Origin of the sequence: Streptomyces sp. NPDC017056 (assembly GCF_044332485.1) — a bacterium.
Lineage (GTDB): Bacteria > Actinomycetota > Actinomycetes > Streptomycetales > Streptomycetaceae > Streptomyces.
In genome coordinates this window covers 202,617-214,888 of sequence record NZ_JBIRPD010000014.1, presented here as the reverse complement: position 1 = coordinate 214,888, position 12,272 = coordinate 202,617, and the positions used below count along the sequence as shown (strand labels likewise).

13 protein-coding genes and 3 pseudogenes are annotated in these 12,272 nt (G+C 67.8%); 12 read left to right on the top strand and 4 right to left on the bottom strand.

From position 1 onward, the window contains the following. Positions 1-15: 15 nt before the first annotated feature. Positions 16-690 carry a helix-turn-helix domain-containing protein gene (locus tag ACH4OW_RS25765; protein WP_398030214.1) on the bottom strand — a complete coding sequence of 225 codons (675 nt, stop codon included), beginning with the start codon at positions 688-690 and terminating at the stop codon, positions 16-18. 183 nt (positions 691-873) lie between these two features. Between ACH4OW_RS25765 and ACH4OW_RS25760 the strand changes: the two genes are divergently transcribed. Continuing rightward, entirely contained in the window at positions 874-2,082 is a 1,209-nt protein-coding gene (locus ACH4OW_RS25760) for a cytochrome P450 (RefSeq protein ID WP_398030213.1), read from the top strand. Positions 2,083-2,828: 746 nt separating this feature from the next. Here ACH4OW_RS25760 and ACH4OW_RS25755 read toward each other — a convergent pair. Continuing rightward, a complete protein-coding gene (locus ACH4OW_RS25755; protein WP_398030212.1) occupies positions 2,829-3,458 on the bottom strand; it encodes a GNAT family N-acetyltransferase in 630 nt (209 codons plus the stop codon). A 421-nt stretch (positions 3,459-3,879) separates the two neighbouring features. On the opposite strand from ACH4OW_RS25755, the gene ACH4OW_RS25750 reads away from it, so the two are divergent. Beyond that, a complete protein-coding gene (locus ACH4OW_RS25750) occupies positions 3,880-4,305 on the top strand; it encodes a hypothetical protein (protein WP_398030211.1) in 426 nt (141 codons plus the stop codon). After that, the gene (locus ACH4OW_RS25745; protein ID WP_398030210.1) at positions 4,306-4,593 is read left to right on the top strand and encodes a hypothetical protein; all 288 of its coding nucleotides are present in this window, start codon (positions 4,306-4,308) and stop codon (positions 4,591-4,593) included. It abuts the gene before it with no gap. A 69-nt stretch (positions 4,594-4,662) separates the two neighbouring features. Here ACH4OW_RS25745 and ACH4OW_RS25740 read toward each other — a convergent pair whose 3' ends face one another. After that, complete coding sequence (locus ACH4OW_RS25740; RefSeq protein ID WP_398030209.1) at positions 4,663-4,986, bottom strand: hypothetical protein; 324 nt, start codon at positions 4,984-4,986, stop codon at positions 4,663-4,665. Between the two features lie 539 nt (positions 4,987-5,525). Here ACH4OW_RS25740 and ACH4OW_RS25735 point away from each other — a divergent pair. The 3 genes from ACH4OW_RS25735 to ACH4OW_RS25725 all read left to right on the top strand — a co-directional run bounded on the left by ACH4OW_RS25735 (position 5,526) and on the right by ACH4OW_RS25725 (position 6,626). Then, positions 5,526-5,882 carry a hypothetical protein gene (locus tag ACH4OW_RS25735; RefSeq protein ID WP_398030208.1) on the top strand — a complete coding sequence of 119 codons (357 nt, stop codon included), beginning with the start codon at positions 5,526-5,528 and terminating at the stop codon, positions 5,880-5,882. A 45-nt stretch (positions 5,883-5,927) separates the two neighbouring features. Continuing rightward, positions 5,928-6,152 (top strand): hypothetical protein, encoded by a 225-nt coding sequence (locus ACH4OW_RS25730; protein WP_398030207.1) that lies wholly within the window; start codon positions 5,928-5,930, stop codon positions 6,150-6,152. 345 nt (positions 6,153-6,497) lie between these two features. Continuing rightward, the gene (locus ACH4OW_RS25725) at positions 6,498-6,626 is read left to right on the top strand and encodes a hypothetical protein (RefSeq protein ID WP_398030206.1); all 129 of its coding nucleotides are present in this window, start codon (positions 6,498-6,500) and stop codon (positions 6,624-6,626) included. Positions 6,627-6,920: 294 nt separating this feature from the next. Here ACH4OW_RS25725 and ACH4OW_RS25720 read toward each other — a convergent pair whose 3' ends face one another. Then, a complete protein-coding gene (locus ACH4OW_RS25720) occupies positions 6,921-7,550 on the bottom strand; it encodes a hypothetical protein (protein ID WP_398030205.1) in 630 nt (209 codons plus the stop codon). 1,337 nt (positions 7,551-8,887) lie between these two features. Here ACH4OW_RS25720 and ACH4OW_RS25715 point away from each other — a divergent pair. The 6 genes and pseudogenes from ACH4OW_RS25715 (at position 8,888) to ACH4OW_RS25690 (ending at position 12,143) form a co-directional block, all read left to right on the top strand. Next, positions 8,888-9,031, top strand: coding sequence for a hypothetical protein (locus ACH4OW_RS25715; RefSeq protein WP_398030204.1), 144 nt, complete (start codon positions 8,888-8,890; stop codon positions 9,029-9,031). A gap of 39 nt (positions 9,032-9,070) precedes the next feature. Continuing rightward, positions 9,071-9,688, top strand: a pseudogene (locus ACH4OW_RS25710) (FAD-dependent monooxygenase); the annotation flags it as partial. A 157-nt stretch (positions 9,689-9,845) separates the two neighbouring features. Beyond that, positions 9,846-9,959: pseudogene (locus ACH4OW_RS25705) on the top strand (hypothetical protein); the annotation flags it as partial. 79 nt (positions 9,960-10,038) lie between these two features. Continuing rightward, positions 10,039-10,343: pseudogene (locus ACH4OW_RS25700) on the top strand (FAD-dependent monooxygenase). Positions 10,344-11,022: 679 nt separating this feature from the next. Next, on the top strand, positions 11,023-11,931 hold the full coding sequence (locus tag ACH4OW_RS25695) for an aminotransferase class I/II-fold pyridoxal phosphate-dependent enzyme (protein WP_398030203.1): 909 nt from the start codon (positions 11,023-11,025) through the stop codon (positions 11,929-11,931). Beyond that, positions 11,889-12,143, top strand: a complete 255-nt coding sequence (locus tag ACH4OW_RS25690; protein WP_398030202.1) for a hypothetical protein — start codon at positions 11,889-11,891, stop codon at positions 12,141-12,143. Before ACH4OW_RS25695 ends, ACH4OW_RS25690 begins: the two co-directional genes overlap by 43 nt. Positions 12,144-12,272: the final 129 nt, after the last annotated feature.

Below are 12,272 nucleotides of genomic sequence, written 5' to 3'. Positions count from 1 at the left end.
ACGGCAGCCACCGGCTCATGCCAGGAGGGTGCGCCAGCGGTCGGCCGAGTCCATCATGTCCAGGACGACCCGCTCCAGGAACGTCCCCGACTTGGCCAGTCGCTGGCCCACGGGGCTGCCGGGCCCCAGCGCCTCCGCCGCCTCCATCGCTGCCCGCGCCGATTCGAGCGTCTGCCGCGCGCTGAACACGATCGCGTGGTACCAGGCGTCGTCGTCGACCACGTAGATATCGTGGCGCCGCTGCGAGTCGCGCTCGCGACGGACATAGCCGTGGTGGACCAGGTAGTTCACGGCCACGGAGACGGAGGCCGGGCTGACCTCCAGCCTGCGGGTCAGCTCGGCCGCGGTCCGCCTGCCGTCCTCGGACAGCAACAGGTCGACGTGCACGCGCGCCGTCGTCCTCGGCAGCCCCGACCTGACCGCCAGCTCGATGACCCCCTCTACCGCCGTGCCGCCCGGCGCTCCGGTCGCGCGCGGGGGCGCCGGCGTGTGACGCCGTGCCCGCTCGGCCGTCGCCTGGTGTGCCTGCTGGGGCCGGTAGGCGCCGGGGCCGCCGTTGCGCCCGACCTCACGGCTGACGGTCGAGGTCGGGCGGCCGAGCCGCCTGGCGATCTCGGCGTAGGAGAGCCGGTCGGCGAGTCCGGCCGCGATGCGCTGGCGCTCCTGTTGGGTCAGTCGTCCTCCTGGCATGCCGGCAGTATTGCCTTCGCTCCTCCTCATTGCAACGCTACGTTGCGTTAGAACGCAGCGTCATTGCATCAATTTACCGCCATTCACCTGGGGAAACGCCTACTACTCGATTGACGTCAATCCGAACGCAACGTAGCTTTCGTGCTGCGCAAAAACGCGCACTATCGCGAAATGAGGATGGTCATGGGGGAATCCCTGCACACCGTCACGACGTTGCCGACGACCCGCCGGCCCGGCTGCCCTTTCGACCCGCCGGCCGAATTGACCGACGCCCGCCGGCACGGCCCCATCAGCCGCTTCACGTTCCCCGGCGGCACACCCGGCTGGCTGGTCACCGGATACGACCTGGTCCGCTCGGTCCTGGCCGACCCGCGGTTCAGCTCACGCAAAGAACTCATGCGCTATCACCCGACCATCGACTACGGCGAGATCGAGGTCCCGCCGGCGCCGCCCGGCGAGTTCCTCCTCATGGACGACCCGGAGCACCGGCGCTACCGCAAGCCGCTGGCAGGCAAGTTCACCGTACGGCGGATGCGACTGCTCACCGAGCGCGTCGAGCAGATCACCACGGACTGCCTGGACGCGATGGAGAAGACCGGACCGCCGGCGGACCTGGTGACCGCGTTCGCCAAGCCGGTCCCCGCCATCATGATCTGCGAGCTGCTGGGAGTGCCGTACGAGGACCGGGGCTCCTTCCAACAGCAGGTCGAGTCGTTCATGAGCGGGGAGGCGAGCGACGAGGAGTTGCTAGCGGCCTATACCGCGACCCAGGCCTATCTCGGGGAACTGGTGGCCGCCAAGCGCGCGAACCCCACCGACGACGTCCTCAGCGAGCTCACCGACAGCGACCTGACCGATGAGGAGTTGCGGGGGATCAGTCTGCTCCTGCTGGCGGCGGGGCTGGACACCACCACCAACATGCTCGCGCTGGGCACCTTCGCGCTGTTGCGCAACCCGGACCAACTGGCCGCGCTGCGCGCCGATCCCGCGCTCGCCGACCGGGCCGTGGAGGAGCTGCTGCGGTACCTGAGCGTCGCGAAGACGTTCATGCGGGTGGCGTTGGAGGACGTGGAACTGGGCGGCCAGACCATCGAGGCCGGTACGACCGTGATCCTGTCGTACCACACCGCCAACCGCGACCCCGAGCGCTTCGCCGACCCCCACGTGCTCGACATCCGGCGCAAGAACGGCGGACACCTGGCCTTCGGCCACGGCATCCACCAGTGCCTGGGCCAGCAACTGGCCCGCGTCGAGATGCAGGTAGCGTTCACCGCCCTGGTCAACCGCTTCCCCACGCTGCGCCTGGCCGTACCGGCAGAAGAGGTCGGCCTGCGCCCCGAGACCGCGGACATCTACGGGGTCAAGAACCTCCCGGTCACCTGGGACGTCTGACCACGGGCCGGTGACAACGAAACTTCCCCACTGATGTCGGCCACCGGCGTCGGCCACGACGAGCGAGCCCTCGCCGAACGCGACCACCAGCGTGACGACGGGGTGCGGGAGTCCGGCGATGCGCTGGGAGTGTCGTCGCGCTCAAGTTGATCGACCACACGCTCAAACTGCCCACCCATATGAATCGTAGAGGCGACCGCGACCGCGACGGCGACACTCGCCAACGACAACCCGCCCTGGCATCGTCCTCCCCAGCCTTCGACGAACAGGCCGGCTGAGGCGCCGAACCAACCCCGACGGACCTGGCACACGACCAGCGAACCGCGCACCGCCGGCAACCAGCACGCCAAGTGACCAGCGACAGCCAGAAATTCTCCACCAACTGGACACTGACAGCTCGGCTGCAAGCTCTTGTGACCGTAGGCATCTTCTTCGACCGCACGCGTTCGGCGGCGCTCACGGCTATCGGACAGGCAATGCGGACGAGCAGTGCGGACAGGCATGGCGCACGGGCATGGCGGGCGAACCGATCGGCCGAAGTGGACCACTGGCACGCCACAGCCCGCTCGCCCGCGGGGGCGGAGCCCAGACGTCGTGGCTGGGCTCGGCATCCCGTGCCATGAGCACCGGGTGGGAACAGATGGCCCTGACCGCAGTTGTGTGAAGGCCAGAGCGGCAACTGTCCGGGGACGGCTGGCGCCATTGGGATTCGGCTGCCCCCCCCGCGTACGGCCACTGCTCCTGCTTCAGGGCCGGTAGACGCACTCCGCCAGCGTCGTGTGCTTCTTCCAGCCCAGCGTCTCGTACAGCGCGCGCCCGGCGTCGGTCGCGCCGAGAACGCCGAGGACCGCGCCTTCCTCCAGGGCGCGGTCGGCAAGCGTACGCATAACGAAGTTGCCCAGCCCACGCCGCCGATGGGCCTCCTCGGTCACCACCTGGTCCACGACCACAGCTTCCCCGAGGGAAGCCATCTGCCCCTGGGCCGCCTGCTCGCCCGCCGCATCCAGCACCCGAGCGTAGGTGACGCCTCCGATGGTCTCCACGGTCGCGGTGTACCCCTCAGGCGCGACCGGGTCCGTGGCCATCAGGTCAACGGCCATCAGATGGCCGCTCTCCGCCCAGGCCCACCCCTGGGGCAGCCAGGACTCGATCTGCTCCGGCTCCGCGGGCATCTTCATCCAAGTCCGCGGCACGGACACCGAGGCCGCAGCGCTGCGGACCAACAACTCGTCGGCCTCGGGCAGGACATGGCGTCCCACTTCGTTGGCGTTGCCGACCACCTCGATATAGAGCCCCCAGGGCTTCTCGACAGGCGGGGAAGTCCGCCGGGATACGGCCCAGCCCGCCACCCAAGTCCTGACTATGTCCTCAACCATCAAGCCCTCCCGAAGCTGTGGCCGTACAACGGCCAGGTAATAGACAGCAGCCGGGATCACACATTACGTCGCCGTGCAGTCCGGGGCATCTGTTTTGCCGGGGCGCAGCTCCTGAAGGGCAGTCGCGAAAGATCACAAACAGCAGGCTCGCCACCAGCCGGCACCTCTTACGAGGACACCGCCGCCCTATCCACCTACAGCCCGAAGGCACCCTGGACTGCGCCTGCGGCCTCTACCCCGCCACCCCAACGTCCGACCCGGCACCGCACACGAGACAGGCTCAGAAGTCAACCCCCGAAGTCAACCCTTGAAGGTCTTACGGAGCCGACCGCTTACTCCGCTCACGGCGGTACCGAGAACGCGCACGCAACGTTGTACCTCGGCGGCGGCGCGGACGCACGCGGAGCACCTGGTCCGCAACGTGGACGGGACAGAGGGGGCTCTAGCCAAACGCATCCTGACCACCGGCCATGAGCGCTACGACCATGCTTTCGGCAAGGCGTGCCTGGCAGGGTCCACGGCGACGCTGACCAATGAGGAGCGGGCCGCCCTGGCGATGGGGGCCGATGCCACCGGAGCGTTCGCGGTGCCCTTCCAGCTGGCCCCCACGGTAACCCTCACCGGCGGCGGGGTGGCCGACCCGATGCGGCAGATCGCCCGCGTTGTTCCAATCACGGGCAAGACCTGGGACGGGCTCACCAGCGCCGGTATCACGGTGACCCGTGAAGCCGCCGGCGTCGCGTCCGGCCAGCAGATCGAGACCGCCGCAGCCACCCCGTTCACCGTGGCCGACAGGTACTCGCCGGTCGACGCGCTGCCGCCGTGTCACACGCCGAACGCCTCCTGAATGGTGAACAAGGCGACCTACAACAAGACCAGGCAGTTCGACACTGCGGGCGACGCCAACCTGTGGGAGCGCATCGGTGCGTCCACCCCTATCAAGATCCTGCTGCTGGGCGATTTCAAGTGGTTCCTGATCGTGGACAAGTTCGGCACGTCGGTAGAGCTGATCCCGCACCTCTTCGGCGGGACCGCGGACTATCCGACCGGACAGCGCGGCATGTACGCGGTCTGGTGCAACAGCTCCAAGACGCTGGACTCGAACGCGTTCCGCCTCCTCAAGGCCAAGACGTGATTCAACGCGCGAGAACGTCGACTGCGCCCGGGCCTGGTTGTCCGTGCGCAGTCGGTTTCGAGTTGACGGTCAGCGGCCCAACCAGTTCCTGAGGAAGGGCCACGCAACCGCTACTTGCTCCGGACCGGCAAAAATCGCGGAATCGGTGAAGACGATACGTTCATTCCCCTTGATGAACATGTACTTCCATATGCCGCCTTCCATCACCACGGACGCCGCGTCGAGGTCACTGGTGAAGCGGGCCGGAAGGAAGCGCCACTTCGTGGCTATGAGCCCTGGGCCCTCATTGATGCCCTTGTCCGTGAAGATCACGTACTCGCTGCCGGACAGGGCGAGGTGCTTCCAGAGCCGCCCTTCCATGACGGCCGTGATTGCTTGGATTTGCTTACTCATCTTTTCCCTTCCCGTCGCGAACGATGGGAGAACGTGCGCGGTACTCCATGCAGGTAGCCAGCAGACCTGAGATGACGTTTTATTTCAAGGGAATGGACATGCCGTAGGCATGATTAAGCCACGAACCCCCGAAACCCGTACGCGCTTCCTCTTCACTTTCGTCACGAGACAACGAGATGCAACTCACGGGCCCGCTGGACTGCGAGCCCGCACCTGCCGTGGGCAGGACAGGCAGGGGCGACCGTGCGGGAGACGGTTTCATGCCCGAGACATTTACGTAGCGGCTACAAGTGGCAGCATTCACTTGAGCGACGGCACCGTGGTCCGGATCCACCAAGACGTGACTCGGGTGCGTGCCGGTCATCCTCTGTTGGTAGGCAAGGAGCCCATGTTCCGGCTGCTCGAAGTGCATTACGACGTAGAGCAGGCCACGGCGCGTCCGGCAGAGAAGTGCGGACCGGGACGGCCGCCAAGCGGTAAGCAGGGCTCGTGATGGCCAATGTCATCCAGCGCTGTCCAGCGAGGCGCGGCAGTTCACCGTGCTGCCGCTCGCCGCGCGGACCCTCGCCCCGAATTTCCAGGAGTTCGAGGTCGCGGGCCGTGGCTACGGCTACCGGGCGCTGTACTTGGTCATCGATGTCACGGCCATTATCGCATCACCCGGCATCACGGTCACCGTGACCGGCGTCGCCCGCCTGAGCAGCAAGACTTTCACCGTTTTTGCGCCAGCGTCACTCGTGACCACGGGAACCGTACCCCTGCGGGCCGGGCCCGGTCTCACGCCCGCCATGAACCTGACGGTGGATGACTTTCTCCCGCCGGTTTTCCGTGTCAGCATGACGCACGCAGACACGGACTCCACCACGTATTCCATCGGCGGAATGCTGGCGCCCTAAGATGCCCCTGCCGCGCAGCTTCATCTGACAGGGGGCGTCGCGACGATGGGTGATCCGTACGCCTCGCTGGCCGAACTGAATACGTACATGGCCATCGAGCAGGACCTGTACGACGACGTCCTGGCGCAGGCACTGGATGCGGCAAGCCGTGAGATAGAGACCCACCGCAACCGCCAGTTCAGCAAGGACGTGACGGCCACGTCCCGCAAGTTCGACGCGAATGACCAGTCGTGGACCGATGTGGACGCTGGACCACGCTGCGTCCGCTGAACGGATTCGTCAGTGGGCAGGGCGGCTGGCTGTTCTCGCAGATCGAGGGCGCCCCTTTCGGTTGGCCGGGATGGACCAGTTCGGGGCGGTCGGCGTCCGTGACAACCGTATGGCTCAGTTCAAACTCCGGCGTTACTGCCACGATCCGGTTCTTGTGGGGTGACATGGCGTTGCTGATGGAAATCTGTGCTGCTCTGAAATCAGGACTCAAGGCCAGTATCCCCAACCTGTACACCTATGACATGTGCCGGACGTAGTGCAGGTGCCAGCCGTGGCCAACAGAGTGCCGCCGGGCTCGCGTGCGAATTCAACGGCGCATTCCGCCGGGGCCTTGATACTTGGCACTTGAACGTCTACGTGCTGGTGCCGCGCACGGAAACGGGTCTCGCGCAGCAGGCGCTGGACGCCTATGTCACCGGCAGTAGTCCGCGCAGCATCCAGCGGATCACTTACGGGCCCCCGGTCTCGGGCTGAGCGACGGCACCGATGCTCACACCGAAGGCATCCGCGCGTACGGCGGCAAATTTTCCACGGCAGGAATTGACCATGTCGGCGCGGTCGTGCGGCTTACAGTGCGGACCTCCGGCGCATAGGGGCGGGCAGCACCATGCTATTTAGGGCGACGCAGGTCATTGCGCCTGCGGGGACCGCGCCGATCTCTTCGGCCGCCACCGCATCCGACACGACGGAGGTGGGAGACCGGGAATTCGCCGTGTAGACGTTCACCGCGCTGTCCGGCACGCTTACCGCACTGGTGCGGACACGACGTCAACGTGGACCGAGGTTGCCGTGCAGGAAGCGCAGCAGGCGGCACAAGCCGCCCAGGATGTCCAGACCCAGGCCGTCCGCGATCTCGCCACGGACATCTCGAAGCAGACGCTGCTCGACTTCGACCCGGCGACGATCCGCAAGGGCACCGTGTCCAGTATCATCGCCTGGTTTGGCCGGTGGCGCCATCGCTTCGGAGTTTTCCGCCCGGTACAGCTCCCAGGTGTGCCGCTTGCCCATCTGGTCGCTTATCGGGTGAAGTTGCAGGCTGTCCAGCTTCAGCCGCCGAAGACGTCCTTCATGCCGCCTGCGTCGGCGATGGCCCTGGCGCTGCGGGCGGCTCCGCCGAAGGAGCAGGCCGGTTAGGCCGGCGTCCTGGATCTCGGTGACGTTGATGCCCTTTTGTTCGCCGAGCAGGTTGCGTCCGCTCTGGGCGACGGCCACGTCCACGGTGATTGCTTCGATGCTGCCGATGGCGGCTGTGGCCAGAATGCTTCCTGCGATCTCGGCGACCGTTGTCGAGATGGCGACGTCGGCCGCGCTGGCGGCAGCCAGGATCTCCGTACTGGCTGCCGCGGCCGCGCCCGCGGTGAGGCCGCCGGAGAAGATCGCCAGCGCGGTCCCGACCACGAGGACCGCCGCCCCCGAACACACGAAACTTTTCGCGCCGTTGCCGGTGACGCTGTCGTGGGGCGACCCCCCCGTCCGCTCGAGACGTCGGTGGAGGCAAAGCGCCGGAGGCCGAGGATGTTCCACCTCTTGGTGGCTGGGCGCAGGCGTATTGCGATCGACCGCAAGAGCTACGACACGTATGTGTGGGGCCGGCCTTGGCTAGAGCGGGTGTGATCGTTCCGCTGCACGAGGGCCGCCGAAGACGGTCTCGTGTGGGAGCCGCCCAGGGCCCCACTTCCACTTCCTGCCCCGCGCCAGTGCGCCGGGCGCGGCCGCCATGGACGCGGTCTTCGCATGGATCGGATTGGGGCGCACCAAGTCCGGCCTCGGCTTGGGGGAGAGGCGGCTGGTCTCGGCCGGTGGGTGAAGTCCCAGAGGAGTCCCACAGCTCCGTCGCCCCTCAGGCTGCCCGGCGTTTGCGTTGGCGGTGGGTGGTGAGCTTGCGGCGCTCCTCCTCGTCCGTACCGCCCCAGATGCCGTAGAAGAGACCCTACGGGGCTGTGACTTGCTGCGATGGGTGGTCGGAGGGTGCTGACCAGGCAGATCGAGCTTTCACATCTTTCACGCCGATGCCCGTTGATCTGGACGAAAGTCCCAGAGAAGTCTCAGAGAAATCTCAGGGGGGCGCTGGCTCACGACCACTCCGGCGGCTGTGTGCGTGGTACGGAAGCAGCTCATGGAAGACGCTCCCTGTACGCCACTGGCCCGCTAGTCGGCAGCTGGTACCCCTCTGGCCGGGTTGCTCTCGGCCGGTCCGGCACGAGAGCGCGTGGGGAGGAGGCGGCCCGCTTCACGCGAGGGATGAGCAGGGCCACTCCTTCAGATCGCCCCCTTGTCGACGCTGCTCGTCATCGAAGGGCACGGTGATCGGCCGGGTACTGCCCACCCGAAGTTGTACAGGGGAGACGGCTGTCCAAGCGGTTGACACCGCCGGCCTTCGTCTCCGCGCCCGAGCCGTTGGCTGCCTACGCCCCCAAGAGACTTTTCTGCCATGAAGTCCTCTACCGGGGTGCCCTGACCTGCGGCTATGCGGCCTTCAGCGTCTCTGGCCCGAGGAAATCGGGGTACGCTGAGTGACGCGGCTCAGCCAGTCGTGAAGCCGAAGTTACACGCAGTCGTTTGGCTATACCGACGTCTCATGGGATCAGGCGCACATTCCGTGAGGGCGATCGACGGGGGCGGGACCAGAGCCTCATCGGGGGCGGTGGTGTTCAGGCAGCCCGGCCGCCGGTCCGACGTCGATCCTGAAACCTCAGGGCGCGGCGATCGAGTGGCTCTCCGGCGACGCGGAAGTCATGGAGGCCCTGGACGCCTACTGCGCGACCGGCGCCCTACGGCGGGCCGCCGACCTGCTCCACCTGCATCACCGCAGCGTCGCCCGCCGACTCGAACAGATCGGCAGGCCCTGGATATCGAACTCACCGAGCCCGCCGGACTGATGCGGGCACGGTTCGCCCTCACCACGTGGCGGCTGCTCAATGGCTGAACCGGTCACTCGGCCGGCGAAGACCGAGACGCGCGCCGCGCTCCACCGGGCGGCGCTACGACTGGCTGTCGAACGCGGACTGGACAACGTCAAGGGCGAGGACATCGGCGAGGCCGTCGGCGTCTCGCCGCGAACGATTCAACAACTACTTCTCCAGCAAGGGCGAAGCGATCGCCACCCACCACCTCGACCGTTGTCTGCGCATCGCCGCAGCCCTGCACGAGCACCCGGCGGAGCCGCTGTGGGACGCGATCACGCACACCGTGCTGCCGCAGTTCGCAACCCGTACGGCCGCGGCCGCCCTTTGTCCCGCATGTACCCGCACCTCGCCGCGTCCGCGGTGGTGGCCGCGATGAACACCGCCATGGCACACCACCTGCACCGGTCCGCCGGTACCGGCGGACCGCGTGTTCGCGGACGCCCTCGCGCGCATCACGGCGGGGCTGCCCACCCCCGTACACGGAAGAGGAACCCGTCCGTGATCGACGTCGTGATCGCGGGCGCCAGCCCCGACGGCTTGATGCCGGCCTGCGAACTCGTCCTGGCCGGCGCCCGTCCGTTCGTCGTGGAACGCCGCACCGGGCCGACGACCGAGCAGCGCGCGAACGGCCTGGTCGGCCAGGTCGTCCCGATGCTCGACCGGCGCGGGCTGTACGAGTGCCTGACCGCCCCCTGCGCCACACCCGAACCGGCACCCGGCTTCGTGTTCGGCGCGTTCCCGCTCGACCTGAGCGATCTGCCGGGCCATCCGCTCCGGCACGTTGAGGGTGCCGCATCGCCGGAATCAATGCGTGCTCGCCGAGCGCGCCGCCGAACTGGGTGTCGAGGTCCGCCACGGGCACGAGGTCACCGGCCCGGCACAGAGCGACAAGTCGGTGACGGTCGAACTGAACGGACGGCAGCCGGTCGAAGCGGCGTTCCTGGTCGGTGCCGACGGCGGCCTGACCGTACCCGGTTTCGGTGTCGTACCGCCGTTCCGGCGTGAGGCGTCGCTCGACGGCCTCCGGGATCGCGTCGCGGTACCGGGCAGGCCGGGTCTTCCTGCTCGGGGATGCCGCGCATGTGCGCTCGGCGATCGGTGGCCCGGGGCTCAACATGGGCTTCAGAACGCTGTCGACCTGGGCTGGAAGCTGGCCGCGGCCTTGCGCGGCCACGCCCCGGAGGGGCTGCTGGACACTAATGAGTCGGAGCGGGCCCCGTGGCGCGACGGGTCGCCATGCACACCCAGGCCCAATAGCTGCTCACCCGGCCCGGCGGCGATGTGACGGCGTTGCGCGAACTGTTCGGCGAGTTGCTGACCCGGTCGGCGTCCCGGCGGTACATCGCGGATCTGCCGGCACCCCCGACATGGGTGCTTGAACGGCTCACGTCGACACCGTGACCGTCCAAGAACTCGACGCCGCACTGCCGCTCCGCTCCGCCTGCGACGTCACCTGGCAAGGCAGTACAGGCGACGGCCTGTACGACGCGCTGGGAGCCTGGTTTTCGGTGGAGTAGCTGTTGCCGAACCGGACGTTGTCCGCGGTGCGCCCCGAACGGCGGTTCCGGACCGCGGGCGGCGGTATCGCAGAATGCCCGCGCGCACTCCCCCTCGCGCCCAAAGGGCAGAATTGACCGGTTGGACAGCACGCCGCGAGTTCCGGATTCTGGCGCGGCAAGTGTCACGGCCTTCCCGGAAGGAACGCAGGCGGCCCGCTCCCGACGCCGTCGGCACGGCCGCCGAGTGCTGTTTCGCGAATACGCAGAAGCGGTCGTTCCGAATTCCTGCGCCCAGGCTCTCCCGGGTCCTGAAGAGGGAAAGCAATTTCCGGCTCATGGAGTGCCGCGCCGAATCCGCGAAACAGTTGGACAGTGCGGGGATTCACCGGACCGGTGCCATGCTGAGCGCCCGGTGTCAGAAACCGGAAATGGCCTTCATCAACGTGATGCCGGGCGGGAGAGTTGATGTCTGGACAGAGCGCCGGTGCTCGCGCGCGGCCGGCCCGCGAGGGGCTGCCGGCTGCCCCGCGCCGTCCGTACGACGGTTTCTTCGACGTCGAGCAGATCTTCGACTACCTGCGCGGGTACCTTGGTCACGAGGCGGAGCGGGGGCGTTCGCCGGAACGGGTTCGCACCCTGATGTACCAGTACGGCCCTGTCGCCGGGCAGATCCGCGAGATCATCGCCGATTCGTTGCGCGTGGAGGGCACCGACGTACCGGCCGGGTTCGTGGTGGTGACCGTCGGGGCCCAGGAGGCCATGCTGATCGTGCTGCGGGCGCTGGTCACCGGTCCCGACGACGCCTTCCTGGTCTCCAGCCCCTGCTTCATGGGCATCACCGGCGCGGCCCGGCTGCTGGACATACCGGTGACGCCGGTGGAGGAGGACGCGGGCGGCTTCTCGCTCGCCGCGCTGGAGGAAACGATTGTCCGGGAGCGGGAGCGGGAGCGGGAGCGGGGGCGCCGTCCCCGCGCCTTCTACGTCACCCCGGACCACTCCAACCCGTCCGGCACCAGCATGAGCCTGCGGGACCGCACCGCCCTGCTGGACCGCGCGGCCCGCCACGACCTGCTCGTCGTGGAGGACAGTCCGTACCGGCTGGTCAGCCACGGCCCCCTGCTGCCCACCCTGAAGCCCCTGGACCGGGACCACCGGGTCGCGCACCCGGGCTCCTTCGCCAAGGCCGTCTTTCCCGGCGCCCGCCTGGGCTACGTCGTCGCCGACCAACCGGCGACGGGCGGGCGCCCGAGGGCACGTTCCGGGGCGTGTCGTTCCGCTACCCCAAGGCCGTCGACGTCTCCCTGGCCTCGCCGGAATCGATCGTCGCGCCCATGCAGGAACGTACCGACAACGCCTGGACACTGCGCGACCTGACCCTGCGGTCCCTCTCCACCATCCGGGACGCCGACCGGATCCTCGTCATCGACGAGTGCCGGGTCAAGGAACGCGGCACCCACGAAAAACTGCTGCGGCAGAGCGGCCTCTATGCCGAGCTGTACCGCACCCAGTTCGCCAGCCAGTCCCGCAACGGCGACATGCCGGCTTCGTCTTCGCTCCCGCCTCCAATGGGGCCGGGGACGGGGTAAAAGCACCGGGCGGTCCCGGGCATGCGGTGCCGGACGTGCCTCGTGCGTTTGCAGGCCCTGTCGTATTCGTCCAAGCGGGGAAGGTGTCCGGTTAGACGCAGGTGGGATTCCCTCCGCGCACTGCGTATC

Bases quoted from the DNA above. Each gene is read 5' to 3' on its own strand.
- ACH4OW_RS25765 (WP_398030214.1), bottom strand. From the start codon at position 690: ATGCCAGGAGGACGACTGACCCAACAGGAGCGCCAGCGCATCGCGGCC.
- ACH4OW_RS25740 (WP_398030209.1), bottom strand. From the start codon at position 4,986: ATGAGTAAGCAAATCCAAGCAATCACGGCCGTCATGGAAGGGCGGCTC.
- ACH4OW_RS25730 (WP_398030207.1), top strand. From the start codon at position 5,928: ATGGGTGATCCGTACGCCTCGCTGGCCGAACTGAATACGTACATGGCC.
- ACH4OW_RS25695 (WP_398030203.1), top strand. From the start codon at position 11,023: ATGTCTGGACAGAGCGCCGGTGCTCGCGCGCGGCCGGCCCGCGAGGGG.
- ACH4OW_RS25760 (WP_398030213.1), top strand. From the start codon at position 874: ATGGGGGAATCCCTGCACACCGTCACGACGTTGCCGACGACCCGCCGG.
- ACH4OW_RS25755 (WP_398030212.1), bottom strand. From the start codon at position 3,458: ATGGTTGAGGACATAGTCAGGACTTGGGTGGCGGGCTGGGCCGTATCC.
- ACH4OW_RS25690 (WP_398030202.1), top strand. From the start codon at position 11,889: ATGCAGGAACGTACCGACAACGCCTGGACACTGCGCGACCTGACCCTG.
- ACH4OW_RS25745 (WP_398030210.1), top strand. From the start codon at position 4,306: ATGGTGAACAAGGCGACCTACAACAAGACCAGGCAGTTCGACACTGCG.
- ACH4OW_RS25715 (WP_398030204.1), top strand. From the start codon at position 8,888: ATGGAGGCCCTGGACGCCTACTGCGCGACCGGCGCCCTACGGCGGGCC.